The 23,193-nt window shown below is 55.6% G+C and carries 19 protein-coding genes; 10 read left to right on the top strand and 9 right to left on the bottom strand.

The features are described from left to right. Window positions 1–7 precede the first annotated feature (7 nt). The 4 genes from ACU6TU_RS07850 to ACU6TU_RS07835 all read left to right on the top strand — a co-directional run bounded on the left by ACU6TU_RS07850 (window position 8) and on the right by ACU6TU_RS07835 (window position 5,712). Complete coding sequence (locus tag ACU6TU_RS07850; protein ID WP_447143996.1) at window positions 8–1,915, top strand: extracellular solute-binding protein; 1,908 nt, start codon at window positions 8–10, stop codon at window positions 1,913–1,915. 80 nt (window positions 1,916–1,995) lie between these two features. After that, a complete protein-coding gene (locus tag ACU6TU_RS07845; RefSeq protein WP_447143995.1) occupies window positions 1,996–3,069 on the top strand; it encodes a microcin C ABC transporter permease YejB in 1,074 nt (357 codons plus the stop codon). A 2-nt stretch (window positions 3,070–3,071) separates the two neighbouring features. Then, window positions 3,072–4,115 (top strand): ABC transporter permease, encoded by a 1,044-nt coding sequence (locus ACU6TU_RS07840; RefSeq protein WP_447143994.1) that lies wholly within the window; start codon window positions 3,072–3,074, stop codon window positions 4,113–4,115. Continuing rightward, the gene (locus ACU6TU_RS07835; protein WP_447143993.1) at window positions 4,108–5,712 is read left to right on the top strand and encodes an ABC transporter ATP-binding protein; all 1,605 of its coding nucleotides are present in this window, start codon (window positions 4,108–4,110) and stop codon (window positions 5,710–5,712) included. Before ACU6TU_RS07840 ends, ACU6TU_RS07835 begins: the two co-directional genes overlap by 8 nt. A 48-nt stretch (window positions 5,713–5,760) precedes the next feature. On the opposite strand, the gene ACU6TU_RS07830 is transcribed toward ACU6TU_RS07835, so the two are convergent. Both ACU6TU_RS07830 and ACU6TU_RS07825 read right to left on the bottom strand, forming a co-directional pair. Next, window positions 5,761–6,465 carry a pseudouridine synthase gene (locus ACU6TU_RS07830; protein ID WP_447143992.1) on the bottom strand — a complete coding sequence of 235 codons (705 nt, stop codon included), beginning with the start codon at window positions 6,463–6,465 and terminating at the stop codon, window positions 5,761–5,763. Continuing rightward, a complete protein-coding gene (locus ACU6TU_RS07825; RefSeq protein ID WP_447143991.1) occupies window positions 6,465–7,280 on the bottom strand; it encodes an amidohydrolase in 816 nt (271 codons plus the stop codon). The genes ACU6TU_RS07830 and ACU6TU_RS07825 overlap by 1 nt, the downstream gene beginning before the upstream one ends. Before the next feature lie 94 nt (window positions 7,281–7,374). Here ACU6TU_RS07825 and rarD point away from each other — a divergent pair, with 94 nt between their 5' ends. Beyond that, on the top strand, window positions 7,375–8,286 hold the full coding sequence (rarD, locus tag ACU6TU_RS07820) for an EamA family transporter RarD (RefSeq protein ID WP_447143990.1): 912 nt from the start codon (window positions 7,375–7,377) through the stop codon (window positions 8,284–8,286). On the opposite strand, the gene ACU6TU_RS07815 is transcribed toward rarD, so the two are convergent. Both ACU6TU_RS07815 and ACU6TU_RS07810 read right to left on the bottom strand, forming a co-directional pair. Next, the gene (locus tag ACU6TU_RS07815) at window positions 8,242–9,903 is read right to left on the bottom strand and encodes a methyl-accepting chemotaxis protein (protein ID WP_447144206.1); all 1,662 of its coding nucleotides are present in this window, start codon (window positions 9,901–9,903) and stop codon (window positions 8,242–8,244) included. The two genes, rarD and ACU6TU_RS07815, sit on opposite strands and share 45 nt — an antisense overlap. A 239-nt stretch (window positions 9,904–10,142) precedes the next feature. Then, window positions 10,143–11,417: an O-acetylhomoserine aminocarboxypropyltransferase/cysteine synthase family protein gene (locus ACU6TU_RS07810; RefSeq protein ID WP_447143989.1), complete on the bottom strand. Its 1,275-nt coding sequence runs from the start codon at window positions 11,415–11,417 to the stop codon at window positions 10,143–10,145. A 129-nt stretch (window positions 11,418–11,546) separates the two neighbouring features. On the opposite strand from ACU6TU_RS07810, the gene ACU6TU_RS07805 reads away from it, so the two are divergent. The 5 genes from ACU6TU_RS07805 (at window position 11,547) to ACU6TU_RS07785 (ending at window position 16,858) form a co-directional block, all read left to right on the top strand. After that, window positions 11,547–13,262 (top strand): SulP family inorganic anion transporter, encoded by a 1,716-nt coding sequence (locus ACU6TU_RS07805; protein WP_447143988.1) that lies wholly within the window; start codon window positions 11,547–11,549, stop codon window positions 13,260–13,262. A 68-nt stretch (window positions 13,263–13,330) separates the two neighbouring features. Continuing rightward, entirely contained in the window at window positions 13,331–14,473 is a 1,143-nt protein-coding gene (locus ACU6TU_RS07800; protein WP_447143987.1) for an MlaE family ABC transporter permease, read from the top strand. Window positions 14,474–14,535: 62 nt separating this feature from the next. Further along, complete coding sequence (locus ACU6TU_RS07795; RefSeq protein ID WP_447143986.1) at window positions 14,536–15,312, top strand: ABC transporter ATP-binding protein; 777 nt, start codon at window positions 14,536–14,538, stop codon at window positions 15,310–15,312. After that, window positions 15,312–16,262 (top strand): MlaD family protein, encoded by a 951-nt coding sequence (locus ACU6TU_RS07790; RefSeq protein WP_447143985.1) that lies wholly within the window; start codon window positions 15,312–15,314, stop codon window positions 16,260–16,262. Before ACU6TU_RS07795 ends, ACU6TU_RS07790 begins: the two co-directional genes overlap by 1 nt. Continuing rightward, entirely contained in the window at window positions 16,259–16,858 is a 600-nt protein-coding gene (locus ACU6TU_RS07785) for an ABC-type transport auxiliary lipoprotein family protein (protein WP_447143984.1), read from the top strand. The genes ACU6TU_RS07790 and ACU6TU_RS07785 overlap by 4 nt, the downstream gene beginning before the upstream one ends. 39 nt (window positions 16,859–16,897) lie before the next feature. Here ACU6TU_RS07785 and ACU6TU_RS07780 read toward each other — a convergent pair whose 3' ends face one another. From ACU6TU_RS07780 to ACU6TU_RS07760, 5 genes are all read right to left on the bottom strand, one after another. Beyond that, window positions 16,898–18,748 carry a serine/threonine protein kinase gene (locus ACU6TU_RS07780; protein ID WP_447143983.1) on the bottom strand — a complete coding sequence of 617 codons (1,851 nt, stop codon included), beginning with the start codon at window positions 18,746–18,748 and terminating at the stop codon, window positions 16,898–16,900. Window positions 18,749–18,772: 24 nt separating this feature from the next. Then, on the bottom strand, window positions 18,773–20,092 hold the full coding sequence (locus ACU6TU_RS07775) for a 2-oxo acid dehydrogenase subunit E2 (RefSeq protein WP_447143982.1): 1,320 nt from the start codon (window positions 20,090–20,092) through the stop codon (window positions 18,773–18,775). Between the two features lie 30 nt (window positions 20,093–20,122). Next, window positions 20,123–21,100, bottom strand: coding sequence for an alpha-ketoacid dehydrogenase subunit beta (locus ACU6TU_RS07770; RefSeq protein WP_447143981.1), 978 nt, complete (start codon window positions 21,098–21,100; stop codon window positions 20,123–20,125). 1 nt (window position 21,101) lies between these two features. Further along, window positions 21,102–22,304: a thiamine pyrophosphate-dependent dehydrogenase E1 component subunit alpha gene (locus tag ACU6TU_RS07765; RefSeq protein ID WP_447143980.1), complete on the bottom strand. Its 1,203-nt coding sequence runs from the start codon at window positions 22,302–22,304 to the stop codon at window positions 21,102–21,104. 134 nt (window positions 22,305–22,438) lie between these two features. Further along, the gene (locus tag ACU6TU_RS07760) at window positions 22,439–23,143 is read right to left on the bottom strand and encodes an ABC transporter permease (protein ID WP_447144205.1); all 705 of its coding nucleotides are present in this window, start codon (window positions 23,141–23,143) and stop codon (window positions 22,439–22,441) included. Between the last annotated feature and the right edge of the window lie 50 nt (window positions 23,144–23,193).

Below are 23,193 nucleotides of genomic sequence, written 5' to 3'. Positions count from 1 at the left end.
GTTGAAAATGAAAGCTGGCAGGTCCATGGAGACAGGATCATTGCGCCGCGGATGGCGGTATCTTGCCGTTATCGCGGTGATAGCAGGCCTGAGTAGCGTTGCGTTGGCGGAGCAGCCTCCCGTATCTGACTCAGCGTCATCTGGCGACGTTGACACCGTGCATGCTCTATCACTTTACGATACGCCTGCGTTGCCGGAAAATTTTGCCCATTTTTCTCACGTGAATCCCGATGCGCCCAAAGGCGGCAGCATGGTCCGCACGCCACCGGGTGGGAGCTTTGACTCCACCAACCCCTTCATTATCCGCGGCACCCCGGCCAGCGGCATTTCCCAGATTTATGACACACTGCTGGCCAGTAATCCTAACGAGCCTTTCAGCCTGTACGGTTTATTAGCCAATGGCGTGCGTCTGGACCCCGATCGTCAATGGATCGAATTTGACCTGCATCCTGAGGCGCGCTTTCAGGATGGGGAACCGGTGACGGCTGAAGATGTGGTGTTCAGCCTGGATATTCTGCGTGAACAGGGCAATCCGTTTTACCGCAGCTACTATGCGGGTGTTGAACGCGCCGTTGCGCTGGATAACCATCGTGTTCGCTTCGAATTTAACGACACGCAGTCCCGCGAGCTGCCACTGATTGTCGCTCAGATGCCGATTCTGCCTGAACACTACTGGCAGGCGCATGATTTCACGTCCCCCACCCTGGCGGCTCACCCAGGCTCAGGCCCTTACCAAATTGCCGAGGTTGATCCGGGCAGGCGCATTGTTTTCACGCGTGACGAGAATTACTGGGGCAAAGATCTGCCCGTCAACGTTGGCCGCCACAATATCGACCGAATGGTGTTTGATTATTACCGCGACCGCGATATTGCCTGGGAAGCCTTCAAAGCCGGACTGATTGATTACCGTATTGATGCCCGTGCCGCCACCTGGGCCATCGGATACAACTTTCCTGCCTACGAAGAAGGGTTGGTCGAACGTATCACCGTACCAGACGTTAACCCGTCGCCCATGCAAGCCTTTATATTCAACCTGCGCAGCGAAAAGTTTGAGGACCCGAGGGTACGCGAAGCCCTGAGCCTGACGTTTGATTTCCCATGGTTGAACACCAATATTTTTTATGGTGCTTACAATCGTACCCAGAGTTTCTTCCAGAATTCCGAAATGCAAGCACGCGGCATGCCATCGCCCAACGAGCTGGCGCTGCTGACGCCTTTCAAGGAGGAACTCCTCGCCTCTCACCAGTCAGATCAGCTTTTCACCGAGCCGCTGCCGATTGATCACCCACTGGAGCTACGTGAACGGCTACGCCTGGCATTGGATTTATTGCGCGATGCCGGGTACGAAGTGGAGGATGGCCGTCTGATCAACCCGGAAAGCGGCACACCGCTGACACTGGAAGTGCTTCTTTACGATTCCGGCCTTGAACGCGTTGTACAACCGATGCTGCGTAATATGGCCCGGCTGGGCGTTCAGACCTCGATACGCATAGTGGACATCAACCAGTACCTCAACCGCCTGCGGAATTTTGATTACGACATGGTCATCAGCCAGTTCCCACAATCGAACAATCCGGGCAATGAGCAGCGCGATTACTGGACCAGTGCGTCCGCTGACCAGCCGCAAAGCCGAAACCTGATGGGGCTTAAGCACCCTGCCGTAGATAGCCTGGTTGACCAGCTGATTGCCGCCGATAACCGTGAGCAGCTGAATACCATCACCCATGCGCTGGACCGCGTGTTGCGCTGGGGGTTTTATGTCATTCCCCACTACCATTCCGGGGAAACGCGTATTGCCGTGTGGGATAAATTTGAATACCCCGAACCCTTTCCCCGCTACGCCATGGACCTGGATGCCTGGTGGGTAGATACTCAACGGGAAGCAGAACTTCAACGGCGTCGCAGCGGTCGATAATTTCGGCATATTGCCTGAAGCCTTCCGCTATTATCCAGTGAACGAAATCGAGTGAACGAAATTGCAAAAGGAGCCTTGCCTTGGCGCGTTATACTTTACGTCGACTGCTGCTGATGATTCCGACGCTGTTCGGCATCATGCTGCTCAATTTTGTGATCGTTCAGGCTGCGCCCGGCGGCCCCATCGACCAGATGCTGGCACGCTTTGAAGGCGCCGATGCCATGGCCAGCACGCGCCTGGATATGGGTGGTGGCGATGTTCAGGTGAGCGATGATTCGCGTGGGGCACGGGGAATTGACCCGCGTTTTATTGAACAGCTTGAACAGCAGTTCGGTTTTGACCAACCCGCTCATCAGCGTTTTCTGTCGATGATGGGGGATTACCTGACGTTTGATTTCGGCACCAGCTTCTTCCGCGACAGGCCAGTCATTGATCTAATGATCGAACGCCTGCCGGTCTCGATTTCTCTCGGGTTATGGACGACCCTGCTGGTATACCTGATCTCGATCCCCCTGGGCATTCGCAAGGCGCTGCGGCATGGTTCACGCTTTGACGTCTGGACGTCGGGGCTGGTCATTGTCGGCTATGCCATTCCGGGGTTTCTGTTTGCGATCCTGCTGATCGTGGTGTTCGCCGGGGGCACCTATCTGGACTGGTTTCCACTGCGCGGGCTGACGTCGCCGGATTTTGACGACCTTTCCTCCTGGGGAAAAATCAAGGATTACGCCTGGCACATTACCCTACCGGTCATCGCCGCCTCGATCGGCAGCTTCGCCACCTTGACCATGCTCACCAAAAACAGCTTTCTGGATGAAATCCACAAGCAATACGTGCTGACGGCCAAAGCCAAAGGTGCCGATGAACAGCGCATCCTGTATGGCCACGTGTTTCGCAATGCCATGCTGATCATCATTGCAGGCCTGCCAGCAGCCCTGGTGGGTATTTTCTTTACCGGCGCCCTGCTGATTGAGGTTATCTTTTCACTGGACGGGCTTGGCCTGCTTGGCTTTGAAGCTGTCATGCAACGGGATTATCCGGTGATTTTTGGCACTTTATACCTTTACACCCTCATAGGCCTGCTACTGAAACTGGTATCAGACCTGACCTATGTGTGGGTTGATCCACGCATTGATTTTGCTACCCGGGAGTCGTAACCGTGTCGCCGATTACCCGCCGTCGTATCGCTGCCTTTCGTGCCAATCGCCGTGCTCGTGTGTCGCTTTGGCTGTTCAGTGCCCTGTTCGTGTTCAGCCTGTTTGCTGAACTGGTCGCCAATGACAAACCCCTGATCCTGCAGTTTGAAGGGGAATGGTATATGCCGCTACTGGTGGATTATCCGGAAACAGAATTTGGCGGTTTCCTGCCCACCCACACGGATTACCTGGACCCTTTCATTCAAGAGCAGATTGAGGAACACGGCTGGGCACTCTGGCCGATGATTCCCTTTTCCTACCAGACGCTGGACATGCACATGACCCGCCCATCGCCCGCTGCGCCGGATAGCCGCCACTGGCTGGGGACCGATGACCAGGGCCGCGATGTACTGGCCCGCGTGATCTATGGTTTCCGGCTTTCGGTCGCCTTTGCGCTGGTGCTGACCGCAGGCTCGCTGGTAATGGGCGTGTTCTTTGGCGGCGTACAGGGGTATTTCGGCGGCAAGGTCGACCTGATCGGCCAGCGTTTCACCGAAATCTGGTCAGGGCTGCCGGTCCTTTTTCTGCTGATTATCCTGGCCAGCTTTGTCCAGCCAGGGTTCTGGTGGCTGCTGGGTATCATGATGCTGTTTTCATGGCTGGGGCTCGTTGACATTGTCCGGGCAGAATTTCTGCGTGCCCGAAATCTTGAATACATACGCGCAGCTAAAGCCATGGGGCTTCCCTCGCACCTGATCATGTGGCGGCATGTGCTGCCCAATGCCATGGTAGCGACGCTGACCTTTGTTCCCTTTCTGTTTACCGGTGCCATCGGCACACTTACCGCGCTGGATTTTCTGGGCTTTGGGCTACCACCGGGCGCTCCATCTCTGGGCGAACTGGCCGCGCAAGGCAAAAACAACTTGCATGCCCCCTGGCTGGGCATCACGGCTTTCATGACCCTGGCGATCATGCTTTCCTTACTGGTCTTTATCGGTGAAGGCCTGCGGGATGCCTTTGACCCTCGTCATATACAGACACGCCAAAAGGATGTTTCCCATGGATGATTTGTCACCGGTTTCTTCTGGGCCATCCCTGCTTGCCGTCGACAACCTGAACATTGATTTCGATGGCACCACCGTGGTCGACAACCTGAGTTTTGAGGTCAGGGCAGGCGAAACGCTGGCGCTGGTCGGCGAGTCAGGTTCGGGTAAATCCGTCTCGGCACTGGGGATCATGAACCTGCTACCGGAAAATGCCCGCGTCAGCGGTAAACGCTTTCTGGCAGGGACTGACCTGGCAAGCCTCAAACGCCCTCAATGGAAAACCATTCTGGGCAATCAGGTCGGGTTTGTCTTTCAGGAACCCATGACCTCACTTAATCCTTTACACCGGATTGGTAAGCAGATCGGTGAAACACTGCGCCTGCATCAAGGGTTGACGGGTAAAGCCGCTCGAATGCGCGCCAGAAAATTGCTTGAGCAGGTTCACCTGCCAAGGCCGGACGAGCTGCTTGACGCCTGGCCTCACCAGTTATCGGGTGGCCAGCGCCAGCGGGTGATGATTGCGATGGCCATTGCCAATCAGCCGAAGCTTCTGATTGCCGATGAGCCCACGACAGCGCTTGATGTTACGGTTCAGCAGGAAATTCTTGCCTTGCTGCGTGATCTTCGCGACCAGCATGACATGGGCATGTTATTTATCACCCACGACCTTAACCTCGTGCGCGCCCACGCGGACAGGGTTTGCGTCATGTATCAGGGGCAGCTGCAGGAATGCGGCGACGTTCGTCAGGTTTTCCATTCGCCCCAGAGCGATTATACGAAAGCGCTGCTCGCTGCTGAGCCGGAAGGTCAGCCCACCCCTATCGGGCGTGTTCAGCCACGGCTTAGCGCGACACAATTAAGCGTCGCCTTTGCGCGCCCCAAAGCGGGGCTCTTCCGCCGTCAACCGCCCCCCTTTATTGCGGTTAAACCCACAGACCTGTATATCGCTCCTGGCGAAACGCTAGGGATTGTGGGTGAATCCGGTTCCGGCAAAACCACGCTGGCGTCAGCGATCATGCGGTTGGTACCCAGCCAAGGTGACGTAAGGCTCGGCGATGATGCCCTGCACAGTTTGACCGGCAAGGCACTACGGCAACAGCGGCATCGTTTTCAGATGGTCTTTCAGGACCCTTACGGAGCGTTATCACCGCGCATGTCGGTGTTTGATATTATCAGTGAAGGGCTACGTTTCCATTTCCCAGCGCTATCGCTCACCGATATTGAACAGCGGGTGCATCAGACACTCAAGGAAGTTGGCTTAACCGCCAGCATTGCCAATCGCTACCCACATGAATTTTCCGGTGGCCAACGCCAACGTATCGCCATTGCTCGGGCTATTATTCTGGAACCTGAGCTGCTGGTACTGGATGAGCCGACATCGGCTCTGGACCGCACCGTACAGAAGCAGATTGTCGAGCTGCTGCGGGATTTACAGGTCAAGCGTCAGCTAAGCTATCTGTTTATCAGCCACGACCTTGCCGTAATTCGCGCCATGGCACATCGCATCATGGTGCTCAAGGACAGCGAGGTCGTGGAAGCAGGCTCAAGCTTTGATCTTTTGAACGCACCGCAGCACGACTATACCCAGCGCCTGGTCAAAGCCGCGCAGCTGGCTTGAGGCATGGCAACTGGGTTGAGGGATGGCAAGCTTTCGTTTTTAAAATAGTTAAAACAAGGCAACTTCCTCGGCGCTGAGTTCACGCCATTCCCCCGGCGCCAACCCTTCATCAAGTACGATGGGGCCAATAGAGTGGCGATGCAGTTGCTCAACGTGGTTCCCCAGCGCCGCAAACATGCGTTTTACCTGATGATAACGCCCTTCGGTCAGCGTAAGCTCTGCCTCTGTCGGGCTTAGCATCATCAAGGTTGCTGGCTTGGTTAGCTCGTTTTCGCCATCCAGCATAACGCCTTCGCTGATGTGCTCTATCGCCTGTTGCGCAACATCGCCCTCCCAGGGCTCAGCCAGCGTTGCCCGATAGACTTTGGCACAACGGTGTTTTGGCGACATGATCCGATGCGCCCAGTGGCCATCATCGGTCATTAATAACAGGCCGGTCGTATCCACATCCAACCTGCCAACCGGCTGCAGTCGGTCAGCATTGGGCAGCTCAACCAGGTCAATCGCTCGCGGGTATAGGCCGCGCCGGGCGGTACATTCCACGCCAACCGGCTTATGCACCATCAGGTAACGCAGCCCAACCAGGGAGAGTGTCTCGCCCTGCCAGGTGATTCGGTCATTGTCCGGATCAATATGCAGCGCGGCCTGTTTAATCGGCGAGCCGTTGATTTCAACCTCGCCATTTTTCAGCGCTCGCTTGGCAAGGCTACGCGTCAGGTCGGTAGTTTCACTCAAAAAGCGATCAAGACGCATCAGTTACCGACTCCCGGCAGTAGTTCGTAACGGTCACTATCCTGCCAGGCAGGAAATTTTTGGCGGAATTCATTTAATGCATCCATATCCAGCGTCATGGTGTCGACGAAAGGTTCATAAGCAGGGTGGTCCATCAGCGGGTCTCCCTTGAAGTCTATCAGCATCGAGTCGCCACTGTAGTCCAGGCCTTTGGCGTCTTCACCCACGCGATTCACGCCAATCACATAGCTGAGGTTTTCAATGGCACGGGCCTGCAGTAAGGTCCTCCATGGGTTACGACGCGGCGCAGGCCAGTTGGCGACACACAGTAAAACGTCATATTCAAACGTTTCACCCTGTTCAGGCTGTTGACGCAGCCAGACCGGGAAACGCAGGTCATAACAGACACTGAGAATGATACGCACGCCTTTATAGGTAATCACCTCTCGGGTTTTGCCCATGTTGTAGCGTTCATGCTCACCGGCCATACGAAACAGGTGGCGTTTGTCGTAAAACGTAACTTCACCGTCAGGTGTGGCCCAGATCAGCCGGTTGAAGTATTCCCCATTCTCGGTAATCGCCACGCTGCCGGTCATGACACAGCCCCGTTCGAAAGCCTGCGCTTTTAGCCAGGCGACACTTTTGCTGTCCGCCATCGGCTGGGCCTGCTCACGGGAATTCATGGTAAAACCGGTGGCAAACATTTCCGGCAGCACAATGACATCTGTTTTGCTGCCATCAATATCTGCCAGCAGGGTTTCCAGATGGCGATGGTTGGCGTCAGGGTCTTCCCAGCGTAAGTCGCACTGCACCAATGTGGTGGTTAACGTATTCATGGATAATCTCCTTGGTGGGCGAGCATTTCATTAAGGCTACTTAAGTCTCGGGAATAGTATGCTAGATTAACATTTTTTCGCATCTGAGATCGCCATGTCTACCTCACCTATTCGTGATCCGCAAGCCGTCAAGGGCGTTACGTTTGGACTTACCGCCTACATCATGTGGGGCTGTTTCCCACTGTTTTTTGCTTTGTTCGATGGTGTACCCGCGTTTGAGATACTGATTCACCGAATCCTGTGGTCTTGCCTGTTTCTGGTAGGGTTAATCAGCGTACTCAGGCGCTGGCCACCAGTGGTGGCTGCGTTAAGTGAACCCAAACGCCTCAGCCGCGTGCTTGCCTGCGCCTTGCTGATTGCCGTTAACTGGGGAATCTATATCTATGCGGTGGAAAGTCAGCAAGTGCTTCAGGCGAGCCTGGGTTACTTCCTGACACCGCTGGTCAATGTTGCTTTGGGCATGCTGGTTCTCAGGGAAGTGATGGCAAAGCTGCAGCTGGTTGCCGTGGGGCTCGCGACGCTGGCGATTGGCATTCAATTTATCTTGCTGGGAGAAATGCCCTGGATCAGTCTTATCCTGGCGTTTTCTTTTGGCAGTTACGGACTGTTTCGTAAACAGGTGCCGCTGGATGGGTTGTCAGGTCTGTTTGTTGAAACCCTGCTGTTGATGCCTTTGGCACTGATAGCCTTTAGCTGGCTTAACCTGCAGGGTATATCAAATTTTGCCGAAGAAGCCCGAACCACCTGGCTGTTAATCGCCAGCGGGATATTAACTGCCCTGCCGCTGATGGCGTTTGCCGGTGCAGCAAGGCGTTTACGTCTCGCCACCATCGGGTTTCTGATGTATATCAACCCAAGCATGCAGTTCTTTATCGCCTTGATCTTTTTTAAAGAGTCACTTTCCTTGATTCAACTGGCGACGTTTTTATTGATATGGACAGGACTGGCGCTTTACTCATATTCAGCCTGGCACCAGTCGAGAGCGCGCCCCACCATTGCCCGGTAATAGCTGAACAGACTCAGCGGCTACTACCTCATGCGTGCTACCAGCCTCTGGTTGGTAGCCGACCCGAAACCCACCCCAATGCTTGCCATTAACATAAATCGGAACGGAGAGGTCATGCATGATCTCCCCGGTATCGCGTTTGTAGGTCTGGAGCAAAAGCGGCTGCTCATGCTTACCGCATCGTCTGCCCGTCGGATCGTCGAATATTCGCTTGCTACGGCAAAAGGCCAGATCATGGGCATAATCACCAGTGGGTTTCTGACTGACCGCCTGATTATGAGTGGGTACGTAACCCTGGCGGTCACAGGCGATCGCATAACCGAGCGAAAATTCTTTGAGCATGGGTTCCTGAATCACAGGCAGCAAGCGGTCAGTCACATCGTCAAACCCCGTACGATACATTGGGGGATCGGTACCCTCTACGCGCTCGTAGTGAGGGTCGAAAAGTGCCGCCTGGGTAAGCTCACCTTTTTTCAGCGCCTGTTCAAACCGTTGACCAATCTGATCCGCGGCTTTTCGCGCTACGTGAAATACCGCCTGATGACGACCCGCCAGTCGCTGCTGAGCCAGTTCACCATCAACACTTTCTGCAGCATCCATCAGCGCCCTTGCCTGCTCGGCAAGTGCGTGCATGTTTCGGCTACCCTCATCCACATCATTTTCCAGCTGACGCAGCGAATCCGTCACCGTCTGGCTGTGCTGTCGGGTACTTTCCATGGCCTCTGCGACCTGGGTAATTTCCTGATGTACCTGGTCTACCTCGTCCGTCATATTCCCCAAGCGACTCCCCACCTGTCCGATTCCCTGGGAACGTTCCCGGATACGCGCCATGAGGTGACCCATGGAGTCCACCACACTTTGCCCACTTTGATGCATGTCCTTGACCAGCTCATCCACATTCTGGGTCGCCGTCGAGGTTTTCAGCGCCAGATTACGGACCTCGCCAGCAACGACGGCAAAACCACGGCCGTGCTCACCGGCCCTTGCTGCTTCAATCGAGGCATTAAGTGACAGTAAATGCGTCTGCTCAGCAATATCCTCAATCATTGAAGTGACACTACGTACCCGTTCAATTTTGTCGTTAAGCGCCGTCAGCATTTCCAGCGCCTCATTTGAGCGGCTGGAGATGCCATTCATCTCAGCAATGATTTCCTCAAGCTCACTGCGATTTTCGTGACTGGCATGACGGGCACTTTCTGCAAGCGTCGCCACTTGAGTGGTGCTGTTGCTCACCTGCATGATGGCAGCATTGATGGCGGACATACTCATGGAAGAATCGCGCGCCATATGCTCCTGTTTTTCGAGCCGTTGCCCCATCTGGTCAGCGTGATGAGATACCTCTGCTGAGGCAATGGCAGTGCTACTGGCACGCTGCATCAAGCGGTAAGCCATCGCCCGCAATGAACGATAATCACGGACCGGCCATAACCATGAAACGCCTTGATCCACGCCTCTCTGATCTGCGTAATAAACGCCAAGTGTGCCACTGAATACGATAGCGGCTCCCCCCACTGCCGCGAATGCCAGACTTAAATACCCCCAGAACCCTCCCAGCCACTGCGCGAAAGCCGCACATGAGAAAAACAGCAGTGCCGCCAGAATAGACATATTTCGCATCATTGATGGATACCTTATTTATTATTAGTCGTACACCGGATGACTGACTTTTGTAGCCAACGTCAAAACAATAGGCAAAAAAAGACACAACAGGAATAGAGCTGATCCCCTGACACGATAGCGTCAGGGGATTGTTCAGCGTTTAGAAAAGATTACCGCGTCAGTGACGGGAAATAAGTAACACTTTGGGGGAATAGTGTTTCTAAAACTTAACATTACAGTTATCAGACTGGCATTTTCTAGGCTTGCGAGGCGTCCAGTGCCTGGTCAATATCTGCCAGAATATCGTCGATATGCTCGATACCGATCGACAGGCGCACCATGTCTGCTGTCACGCCCGCCGCCTTGAGCTCTTGCTCATTCAGCTGGCGATGAGTCGTGGACGCCGGAATCGATGAGCAGCTTTTCGCATCGCCAATATTAACCAGCCTGAGGATCAGCGCCAGCGCATCGTAGAAACGTTCGCCAGCGGCCTGGCCACCTTCAATACCAAAGCTGAGAATGCCCGATGCCTGGCCATTCATATATTGCTTTGCCAGTGCATTGTCAGGATGGCTTTCAAGCCCGGCATAATGCACCCATGAAACCAGCGGATGCGCCTCAAGATGCTTGGCCACCGTCAGCGTATTGGTGCAGATGCGCTCCATTCTTAACGCCAGCGTTTCCAACCCCTGTAACAGGTTCCAGGCAGCCTGGGCAGACAACGCCGCGCCCATATTGCGCAGCGGTACAACGCGGGCGCGCGCAATAAAGGCAGCGTCGCCGACATCACGGGTATAGCTGACGCCATGATAGGAGACATCCGGCTCATTCAGGAGCGGGAAGCGATTGGCATTTTCTGCCCATGGGAACTTGCCGGAATCGACAATGACGCCGCCGATGGTAGTACCATGGCCGCCCATGTATTTTGTCGCCGAATTGACGACGATATCAGCGCCATGCTCAATGGGGCGACACAGAAACGGAGTGGCCGTCGTGTTATCAACGATGACCGGTACACCGTGGCGATGCGCCACCTCGGCCAGTCTGGCAATATCGACCACGCCACCCGAGGGGTTGCCGATACTTTCGCAGAAAACGGCTTTGGTCCGACCGTCAATCAGCGCTTCAAGTCCGCTGAAATCGTCTTTGTCGGCAAAACGTACCTCGATACCCTGGCGAGGCAGAGTGTGCGCAAACAGGTTATAAGTCCCGCCATACAGTTCGCTGATCGAAACAATGTTATCACCGGCTTCTGCAATGGTCTGAATCGCATAGGTGATGGCCGCCATCCCGGATGCTACGGCAAGCCCGGCAATGCCGCCTTCCAGCGCCGCCACACGCTGCTCAAGAACCGCACAGGTGGGGTTCATGATGCGTGAATAGATGTTGCCTTCTACCTTAAGATCAAACAGATCAGCGGCGTGCTGGGCGTTATCAAACGAAAAAGACGTGGTCTGGTGAATCGGCACGGCAACGGCATTCTGTGAATCGGGCGAATAACCGTGGTGCAGGGCAATCGTTTCTGGCTTCATAAAAACATCTCTTTAAAAATGAAATAAACAACCCGTTGATCCTAAACAAGCCTCACCCTCAAGGCCAATATCGTTTAGTCTGGTACTCATGATAATTTTTCACTATTACATCACTTTTTCATATAAGCCATGAGCAAACGCTACCTACGCTATCTTCCTATCTTAAGCTGGCTCCCCCACTACCATCGACGTTTACTGGGGGCGGACGCGCTGGCAGGGCTCATCGTCACCATGATGGTGATTCCCCAATCGCTGGCTTATGCCTTGCTGGCGGGGCTACCGGCGGTCGTGGGTCTTTACGCCAGTATTCTGCCTCAACTGGTTTACACCCTGTTTGGCACCAGCCGAACGCTGGCCATCGGTCCGGTTGCTATTATAGCCCTTATGACGGCTGCGGCTCTTTCCCAGGTCGCCCTTCCGGGCTCGACCGCTTATGTGGAAGCCGCTCTGGTACTGGCCGTGTTATCAGGGGGCATTCTGGTGCTGATGGGGCTGCTGAAAATGGGATTTTTCAGCAATTTTCTCAGCCATCCGGTGATCTCAGGGTTTCTTACCGCAGCCGGCATTCTGATTGCGGCCAGCCAGTTCAGTGCCCTTCTCGGCATTGAAAGCCAGGGCTTTACGCTGATTGAGCGAGTCGCATCCCTGTTGCCAAACCTGACACATATTCATCTCCCAACGCTGGGACTTGGCGTTGGCACCCTGATTTTTCTGATAGTCATGCGCCTGTATGCGAAAGCACAGTTCAAGCGCTGGGGTCTGAGTGCTGCGCTGGCCGACCTGATCGCCAAGTCGGGCCCTGTGTTTGCCGTACTGGTAACCACCCTGGCGACTTGGTTCTGGCAGCTGGATACGCTGGGCATCGCCGTCGTGGGTAGCATTCCCATGGGTCTGCCACCACTGGGCTTTCCGCTACCCGAGATGGCGTTATGGCAAACCTTACTGATGCCTGCACTGCTGATCAGCCTGGTCGGGTTTGTGGAATCGGTGTCCATGGGGCAAATGCTCGCCGCCAAACGGCGCCAGCGAATTTCCCCGAATCAGGAGCTGATTAGCCTGGGAGCGGCTAACCTGGCGAGTGGCGTTTCCGGGGCCATGCCAGTGGCTGGCGGTCTTTCGCGCACGGTGATCAATTTTGACGCTGGCGCACAAACTCCGGCGGCGGGCGCCTTTGCCGCGATAGGTATTGCCATCATTACGTTCACCTTTACCGGCTGGCTGCACTATTTGCCGATTGCCACTCTGGCGGCGACCATTACCGTTTCCATTCTCACACTGGTGGACATCTCGACGCTGCGCCAGACCTGGCGCTACTCGCGCAGTGATTTTGCCGCCATGGCCGTCACCATTGTCTTGACGCTGGCAGAAGGCATTGAAGCGGGCATTCTCGCCGGTGTCGCCCTTTCCATCGGGCTTTTCCTTTATCGTACCAGCCGCCCCAACAGCGCCTTACTCGGGCGAGTTGCGGATACGGAACAGTTTCGTAGCATTGCCCGGCATGATGTCGAAACCCATTCCCACGTGGCTTTCCTGCGCATTGATGAAAGCCTGTACTTTGCCAATGCCCGCTATCTGGAAGACACCCTTTACAACCTGGTGGCAACCCGCCCCGAGCTTGAGCACGTCGTCATTGTCTGTTCGGCGGTCAATCTGATTGATGCCTCGGCGCTGGAAAGCCTTGAAGCCATCAACGCAAGGCTCAAGGATGCCAACGTCAAACTGCATCTGGCAGAAGTCAAAGGCCCGGTGATGGACAGACTTAAACAAAGCGATCTACCCGAACAGATTACCGGTCGCATATTTCTCAGCACCTATGCCGCCTGGCGCGAGCTGGAGCACGATTAACCCGATGTTTTCCTGTTTTTTTATTGGTTTCTATCACGATTTGTCTTCATCTTTTGGTGGAGATGGCGATGAGTAGTGAGTTTTCACCCTCTACGCCGGTGCCTGCTGCCCTGCTACAGGAAGGGAAACAGCTGGCGCTGACGGGCACCTGGACACTGGCGCATTACCACCGCATCCAGCAACAGCTTGAGGCTCAGGACCCAAGCCAAATTACGTCGTTATGTCTGCAGGAGGTTACCCAGTTGGACACCGCCGCCGCCCAGCAGCTGGTTGAATGGCTGGGGGCTGAACGGATGCGCCGACAGGCAGAATCCTTCACTCAGCAACGCCGCCAGCTGATTCTTAGCGTGATGGAAGCACTCAACGCGCTGGAACCCCCTCACTCGGCAGCGCGCAGACCCTGGCGGCAACGCAGTGGCGACTGGCTTGCAACCATCGGCCAGCAAGTCAGCGCCCTGGTCGGCCAACAGCTTTATCTGCTCGGTTTTCTGGGTATTGTATTGTCAGCACTGGGGCGAACGGTTTGGCGGCCAACACGCTGGCGCGTCACCGCCACAGTGGCGCATATACACCAAACCGGGCTGAATGCGATCCCGATTGTGGTCCTGTTGACCTTCATGGTCGGTGCCGTTGTTGCGTTTCTCGGTGCCACTGTATTGACGACGTTTGGCGCGACGATATACACCGTTAACCTGGTGGCCTTTTCGTTTCTGCGTGAATTTGGCGTTCTTCTCGCTGCCATTATGCTGGCAGGACGAACGGCCAGCGCCTTCACTGCCCAGTTAGGGGCGATGAAATCCAATGAGGAAATTGACGCCCTGCGCACTCAGGGGCTGGACCCTGTCGAACTTCTTGTGCTTCCCCGGGTGATCGCACTGTGGATCAGCCTGCCGTTGCTCGCTTTCATTGGCACCTTGAGCGGCATGCTGGGCGGAGCAATGGTTGGCGTCATCTCGTTGGATATTCCTTTCGCCCAGTTCTGGCGTATTGTGGAACGTGATATTGGCGTCAGCCACCTGTGGGTCGGGCTGGCAAAAGCCCCGTTGTTTGCCATGGTGGTTGCCATTATCGGCTGTGCCGAGGGGTTCAAGGTCAGCGGGAGTGCCCAGTCGGTGGGGGAACGCACCACCTCGAGTGTGGTGCAGTCAATTTTCATGGTGATTCTGCTTGATGCGCTCGCCGCGCTGTATTGTATGGAGATGGGCTGGTAAACCCACGTCGACAGCATCCCACGTTACGATAGCCCCCCGTCAACAGATCTTAAGGAGCCCGAGTGAGCGATACGGTTATTCGCGTTGACAGTCTGGAAAACCGCTTTGGCACCACGGTTGTGCATCAAGACCTCAACCTGACGCTTCTACGCGGCGAAATTCTTGGCGTTGTGGGCGGCTCAGGCACCGGAAAATCCGTTCTGTTACGCAGCATTGTCGGTTTAAAACCCATTGATCGTGGCGATATTCATGTTTTTGGACAGCGCCTGAGTGCCTTGAACCGGCAACAACGTGCCGCTGTTGAAAGACGTTTCGGTGTCCTGTTTCAACAAGGTGCTCTTTATAGCTCCCTCAATCTACTCGAAAACGTGGCCTTGCCATTGGTGGAACATACGCCGCTCAAACGACGCGAGGCCGAGCATATTGCGCGTATGAAGCTTTCCCTGGTGGGACTCCCCAGCCAGGCTGCCCGGCAGATGCCCGCATCGCTGTCTGGCGGCATGATAAAACGTGCGGCGCTGGCGCGTGCCATGGCGCTGGACCCTGACGTGCTGTTTCTGGATGAACCCACCGCTGGGCTGGACCCGATCAGTGCCGCTAAATTTGATCGGCTGCTGCTCACCCTTCGGGATGCACTGGGTTTTAGTGTGTTTCTGGTCACCCATGACCTGGACACCCTCTATACCGTCTGCGACCGTGTGGCCGTTCTGTCACAAAAGCACGTACTCGTGGCGGATACCCTGGCCAAGGTGGCAGAAACGCAGGATGCCTGGATACAGGATTACTTTCACGGCCCCCGAGGCCGGGCCGCCTACCTTAGCGCGAACGAGGCAACCTGATGGAAACACGAGCGCACCATATCGTTATCGGTTTATTTACCTTGCTGACCCTGTTGGCGGCGGTGGCATTCTCGTTATGGATGGCACAGGCGAGTGTGCAGCGCGAATACGCCTATTACGAGGTGGTTTTTAATCGTGCCGTCAGCGGGTTGAATGCCGGTAGCCGCATTGAGTTCAGCGGGTTGGAAGTCGGTAATGTCGTAGAGATGCGTCTCTCCCCCGACGACCCTCGCCAGGTGCTGGCGCTGATCAGGGTGGACCAGGGAGTTCCGATCAGAGAGGACACCCAGGCTCGCCTGGGGCTTGCCAACATTACTGGCAGCATGACGTTACAGCTATCTGGGGGTTCGCCGGACAGCCCACGTCTGGAAACCACGCAGCAGGCTCCGGCGCAGATCACTGCGGCACCTTCGCCGATTGATTCGCTGCTGTCCGATGGTGAAGCCGTGGTCAGTAACGTCAGCCAATTGCTTAGCAACCTGAATACGCTGTTTGAAGAAGAAAGCACCCAGCGCATCAACCGCATTATTGCCAACACAGAAGCGATTACCGCTGGCATTGCCGACGTACAACCGCAGGTTGCACAAAGCCTGGAAGAGCTTGATTCACTCCTCGCACAGGCCAGCCGTTCGCTGCAACAGTTTGACACGCTCAGCCAGTCGGCCAATCAACTGCTGGTTGAAGACGGCAGTGCTTTGATGCAATCAGCCAACCAGACGGCAAACAACCTGAACGCCACTACCCTGACATTACAGCAGATGCTCACGGATAATGCGCCAGCACTGGAGAACACCTTGCACAACATGGAAACCGGCAGTCAGGCGCTACCCGATATTTTGCAGGAACTCCAGACAACACTGGAAAATCTCAACCGCATCACACGCCGCCTGGAAGATAACCCGGGTGAGTTCATTTTTGGTGGTGACGCGATACAGGAGTTTCGGCCATGAAACATGCCGCTATCATTTTGCTGGTCACGCTACTGGCAGGCTGTACTGTTTTTCCTGAAACCTCGCCAGCCAGGCTTTATCGTTTACCCACGCCATCACTGGACGCCTCACTGGCGCCTGCCAGCCGACAAATCGTCGAAATTCAGCCTCCCATCGCCACCCGCCTGCTGGCCAGTGACCGGATAGTGGTCTGGCCTGATGCCAGTCAGGTCAGCGTTTATGCCGATTCACGCTGGTTCGATAACACCCCGATCATGCTGCAGAATCAGTGGAATGAAGCGCTAATCGCGACACAGATCGCCCAGCCTGCCGGGCCGGGTGAGAAGCATATCGATGCCCGCCTGGCCACTGAACTAAGGGATTTTCATATCGCCTATCGCGATGGAACGCCCACGGCCGTCATGCACCTTCAACTGACGCTGTTTGACGCGACCAGTGGCCAACGCCTGGCCAGCCAACAGCTTTCCTCAAGGCAACAAGCCGCGAGTGAAGACATTCCTGCGGTTGTCGCAGCGTTGGGCAACGCCTCTGAACAGGTCACTCGACAAATGATGCTCTGGCTGGCTCAGCAGCTGGCCAACGCAGAATCACGCTAAGACAGGGAGTGGCATACCAACGCCATACCAACAGCGGCGTTATTGCGTATCGCGTATGAACTGGCGAGGGTCGCGGGGATAAAAACGTTCGGGCTGGCGTGCCAGATGGGTATAGATGCGCGTGTCCTTGTAGGGCATCTTCATGAAACCGGAAATTCCCAACCCTTCAATTTCCGGCACGGCCGCCAGAATGGTGGCCAGATGGTGCTGAAAGGCGTCTTTCTTACGTGCATCCAACAGGCGGTAATAACTGTGAATTTTCAGGTGCTTGGGTAGCGCTTCAAAGATGATCATTCCGGTGTGGTGGATCTCGTTGAGTCGTTCTAGTGTCTCCATGATACGTGGCGGCAACACCAGCAGTTCTTCAGGATCAGGCCCGTCTTCAAAATAACTGTGCTGGCGGGAATCATCTTCCATTTCCGGCACATCACTCACTTCATAGGGAATGCACATTGACGCCTGCGGGTAGAACGCCTGTTCGCTACTGTCACGATCCAGATGCAGGGTCTTGCGCGCGTCAAACAGACAGCTTTTGAAAACCCCCTGGCGATGGATGGCACGCGCCAGAAACACCATGTTGTTGACGGCCTGAACAAAGGCGGGCTTGAGCGTTGGGTCATGCAGGTTCAGTGAGGAATCAATAAATACACCGTCCGGCTCCCAGCGCACCGCCAGCCCACCCACTACCGGGTATTTACCTAGACGGCTGACCGACGCCAGAAAGGCTTTCTCCGTTTCCCCCATCCCCTGCATAAACTGTTTGTAATAACGGTCAAGCTGAACGTCATTGACGTCATTGAGGGTCTCTTCCACATTGGCTTCGCGCAGAAAGGTCTTGCGCGAGCTGTACACCACCGTATCAATTTCACGACCGCTGGCTCTGGCCCAGACAGGCACCAGAGGTTTCAGCGTTGGCTCGGGTAAATCCACCATCACCAGTCGAGCCATCCTTGGCATGGCCTTGAGAAAGTGATCACCTGCCCGGCATCGCACTGCCGGGTCCGGGTCCAGCATGCCGTCAAGCGTACGCGCAAACTCCATGGGAAGCCCCAGAGAGGTCGCGGGAATCGCCCGGCAGCCAAAGCGGCAGGACTGCCCCGATGCCAAGGCATAGAGAGTACCTGCCGCGCCCTGTTCATCGAAACGCGGTGACGAAAGCGCGCCGTTTAACTGTTCTTCGCCAATAAAGTACACATCACCCAGTCGCGCATTGGTCTGTTGAAGGTCGGACGACATCAGCTCCATGACATTGGTCGACACAAACTGCTGTTGCGCATCCAGCTGGGCAAACACGGAAGACCCCCAATCAATCAGCGCGATGGCTTCATGGTCGGGGTCGAACACCAGGTTAGAGGGTTTAATGTCGCCATGAACCACTGGACGGGCCCTGGGCCCGGATTCACGGCGCAGGGCAATCAGTATCTCTGCCAGCTGGCGGGCAATATTGACCACCAGCCTTGGCGAAAGACGCCCTTCGCGCAGGGAGACTTCCTCGAGATTCCAGCCGGGTGCCCGCTCCATCACCAGAATGGATTGCCCGCGAACGCGTTGAAACGCCACCAGCCTGGGAATTCGCGGATGCTCCACCTGTTCCAGCATGAACGCCTCTTCTTCAAGGCGCTCCTGAAGATGCAGCGGCAGAGTAATCCGCGAAAACTTGAATACCCGCTGGCTTGCGCGTGTTTCACTGTCTGCCAGTGGGATATGTCCCGCAAACACAAAACCGTATGCGCCCTTGCCGATCAGCTCAATCTCCTGATACCCCAGCTGCGCCAGCTGGGCCTGGCACAGTGCCACCCACTCTTTCAGTTTGCGCGCATCCTGATGGCTGAGCAGATACACAGACTGGTCTTCAGGAATATAAAACTGCTGTAAAGGCGCTTCAGCCATCCTGCCCTCCTGGACCCATGAACATTAGCGCAGGTGCAGCAGCATGGTTTCCGGGGCTTCCAGGCAGGCTTTCCACTGATTACAGAAACGCGCAATAGTGCCGCCATCAATGAAGCGATGATCCCCGGCCCAGGTCACCGTCATGATAGCGCGGCGCACCACCTGGCCTTGCGCATCAAAACGCGGCAACCACTGGGTCTTGCCAATGGCCACAATCGCGGCTTCCGGGGCGTTGATGATCGGCGCCGCGTAGGTGCCTCCCAAAGCACCGATATTGGAAATCGTGATGGTGCCGCCCTTGATATCCGCCTGGTCAATGCGACCTTGACGCGCTGCCTCGGTCAAACGGGTCACCTCGGCCGCCACTTCCAGCAAGGATCTGGCACCCACGTTTTTGACATTAGGCACCAGCAGCCCCACTTTGCTATCCACGGCCATACCGATATTGCAGTCGTCGTAATAGTGCAGGGCATCAGCGCTTTCGTTTAGCTGGGCATTGAGAATCGGGTGTTCCGCGACCGCCAGTGCCATGGCTTTCATGAAAAAAGGCATCAAGGTCAAACGTTCACCCCGTGCCTCAGCCAGCACTTTCAGACGCTCTCGCATCGCCAGTAGATCGGTCACGTCAATTTCCTCACCATACTGAAAATGCGGAATGGTCGTTGCCGATGCCACCATTTGCCGCGCCATGGCAGCGCGCACACCGCGCAACGGTTCCACTCTTGGCGCTTTGGGTGGTTGTTTGACAGATGATGCCTCAGGCGTCTGTTCGAGAGGTTCTTCGAGATAACGCAGCACGTCTTCTTTGAGTACCCGTCCGTCTTTGCCACTGCCAGGCACTTCACCCAGATGCAGGTCATGCTCACGTACCAGGCGGCGAACCGCTGGGCTTGCGGGTGTTTTCCCCTGGGTGGCAGCAGCTGGTGGTTCCGGCTGTGACTGGCCCGACGTTTTGGCATCCGATGTGTCAGCACCCGACGTTTTAGAAACCGACGTTTTAGAACCCGACGCAGAAGACGCCCTGGCTGACTGGCTGGTGTCATCAGCAGAAGTGTCAGGGCTCTTCTTTTCAGCAGGCGGTTCGCTTGCGGGCTCGGCGTCACTTTCCCCTTCTACCCGATACGAATAGAGAGGCGCATGAACCTTGGCAATCTGCCCTTGAGGCACATACAGCCGGGTGACCACGCCAGCCTCCGAGGCGGTAATTTCCACTAATGCCTTGTCGGTCATCACTTCAACTACCGGCTGGTCTTCTTCAATCGCGTCGCCTTCATTAACGCGCCATTCCACCACTTCACACTCAACAATGCCTTCACCGATATCCGGCAGTATGAAATCACTCATGATTGTCTCCTTTGAACCGCTCAAGCGGTGTTAGAAATTGACGCTTTGCTGAATGGCAGCGAAAATTTTCAGATGATCGGGGAAATACTCTTTTTCCAGCGCTAGCGGGAAAGGAGTATCCATGCCGGTCACGCGAGCAATCGGTGATTCAAGGTAAAGGAAACAGCGCTCCTGAATAGCGGCCGCAATTTCACCCGCAAAGCCACCGGTCAAAGGTGCCTCGTGGGTGACGACCAGGCGTCCGGTTTTGAATACTGAGTCAGCCACGGTATCAGCGTCCCACGGCAACAGGCTTCGCAAATCAATGACTTCGCAGGCAATCCCCGCTTCTTCGGCAAGTTCGACAGCCTTGGCAATAACGTCCATCTGCGCGCCCCAGCCAACAACCGTCACATCACTACCTTCCTTGACGATTTCAGCCTCGCCGATGGGAAGTTGATAATCTTCTTCAGGCACTTCACCCACCGCTGCTCGGTAAAGGCGTTTGGGTTCAAAGAAAATGACGGGATCAGGATCACGGATAGCCGCTAACAGCAGCCCCTTGGCCTGATAAGGGTCACGCGGCACCACCACTTTCAACCCTGGCGTATGGGTGAAATAGGCTTCGGGAGACTGGGAATGATAAAGCCCGCCGTGTATACCGCCGCCATAAGGGGTCCGTATGGTCAGACCGCCGACGTTAAACAGGTCACCGGAACGATAGCGGTATTTGGCCGTTTCATTAACGATCTGGTCAAAGGCAGGAAAAATATAATCGGCAAACTGGATTTCAGCCACCGGTACCGAGCCCTGTGCCGCCAGGCCATTGGCAAAACCGATAATCCCCTGCTCGACCAGCGGTGTATTGAAACAACGGGTTCTGCCGTATTTTTCCTGAAGGTTACTGGTGGCACGGAAAACACCGCCAAATACGCCCACATCTTCCCCAAAGCAAAGCACTTTTTCGTCCTCTGCCATGGCAATATCCAGGGCGTTGTTGATCGCCTGCAGCATGTTCATGGTTGGCATATCACTGGTCTCCCGCATTTTTCTGTTCACTGTCGCCGTTCAGTTCCAGCGCTTGCGCGCCTTTTGGATAGGCATCGGGATAGCGTCGGATATGCGCTTTAAGCGCATCAAACTGGTGCTGCAGTGCGGGTGTGACCTCGGCATATACGTCGGTGATCAAGGTATCCAGCGCGGGAGCAGGACGTTTCTGCGCACGCTTCATGGTTTCAAGCACTTCGCTGCGTAACCGTTCCTGGGTGTCAGTTTCTTCTTTTTCGCTCCACCATTCATGCTGTTCCAGCCATTTGCGCATGCGCAGGACCGGGTCCTTCAAGCGCCAGGTTTCTTCTTCGTCTTTTGAGCGGTAGCCCGACGGGTCATCAGAGGAGGAGTGCGCCGCCAGGCGATAGGTCATGGCTTCGATCAGTACCGGCTGGTTTTTTTCAACCGCGATCTCACGCGCCAGACGCGTGGCTTCATAGACAGCCAGCACATCGTTACCATCCACACGGATGACATGCATCTTGTAACCGAAGGCGCGCGGTGCAATGCCGTCAGCCGCAAACTGTTCCACCGCTGGCGTTGAAATCGCGTAGCCGTTATTACGGCAGAAGAAAATTACCGGTACCTGATGCACTGACGCCATATTCAGAGCCGCATGGAAGTCCCCTTCTGACGCCGCACCTTCACCAAAAAACGTCAGGGTGCAATGACCTTCACCGGCCAGTTTCTGGCCATAGGCATAGCCCGCCGCCTGAGGAATCTGCGTCGCCAAGGGTGAGGAAATCGTCATGTAGTGCAGTTTGCGGGAGCCATAATGCACCGGCATCTGGCGGCCTTTGCCATAATCCAACTGGTTGCCAAATAACTGGTTCATGAACTCATCAAAACTGAAACCGCGGTACATCAAAGCGCCCTGCTCACGGTATTGCGCCATGATCATGTCAGCATCATCCAGCGCGGCGGTCGCGCCAATGACGGACGCTTCTTCACCGGTACTCTGCATGTAAAAACTTAAACGTCCCTGGCGCTGGGCCGCCAGCATGCGTTCGTCAAGAATCCGCGTCGCCAGCATGGCGTGGTAGATATCACGGGCTTTATCGCGGTTCAGGTCAGGCGACCTGGCACCCGGGTAAAGCGCGCCATCATGGTTCAGCACACTGAAGGTAGGAATCGAGAATTCTTCACCGGTCATGAAGGCCGGCTCATACGTGGGTTGTGTCATACTTGTTATCCTTATCAGGCCCCTTTTGAGGGCAGTGTTGTCGGTTATTTCCCTTTATGCCAGAGGATTTCCCCGGCATTGGTCAACGCAACACTGACGACACTAACGCAGCAGACAACTTTAAGGCATACGACTTAAGGTGTACGTGTACGTAAACGTCGCTGAAGGACATCAAACAGGCTATCAATACTGACCGCTAACAGCGCAATCACCATAGCGCCCTGCACGATATAGGCATTATTGGCATTAACGATACCGGCGATAATGGGGTCGCCCAGATTGCTCGCGCCCACCGTGGCACCCAAGGCCGCCGTGGCAATGTTAATGGTGATGGAGGTTCTTACGCCCGCGAGGATAACCGGCGCCGCCAGCGGCAGCTCTACCTGGCGCAGGATCTGGCCGGGCGTCATGCCCATGCCTTTGGCCGCTGAAATAACCGCCGGGTCAACGTCGCCAAGCCCAGCAATGGTATTACGCACAATCGGCAGCAAACCATAAAGGATTAAGGCAACGATGATAGGAACCGTGCCAAAGCCCAGGGCAGGTACAGCAAGGGCCAACACGGCAACCGGCGGGAACGTCTGCCCCAATGAAGAAAGCTGGGATACCAGTGGGAGAAAGTCCCGCCCCCATTGGCGCGTCACCACCACACCCGCCAGCACCCCGGCAAACACGGTCACCATGGCAGCCACACCCACCACCAGCAGATGCCGCCCCAGTAACTGAGTGAACGTGGCGCGCTGGTAGATAACCTGACGTGCCTCCGGCGCCAGCCAGCGAAACAGGCCTTCCGCAAAAGGAATCGTCAGTACCACAATGGCCAGCAAGGCAAACCACATCACCGGCCACAGCAGCTGCGTCGGATGGTAGGATGAACGGGTATTCAGGC

The sequence above is a fragment of the Halomonas sp. LS-001 genome, assembly GCF_052983955.1.
This window is presented reverse-complemented; position numbering and strand designations above follow the sequence as displayed.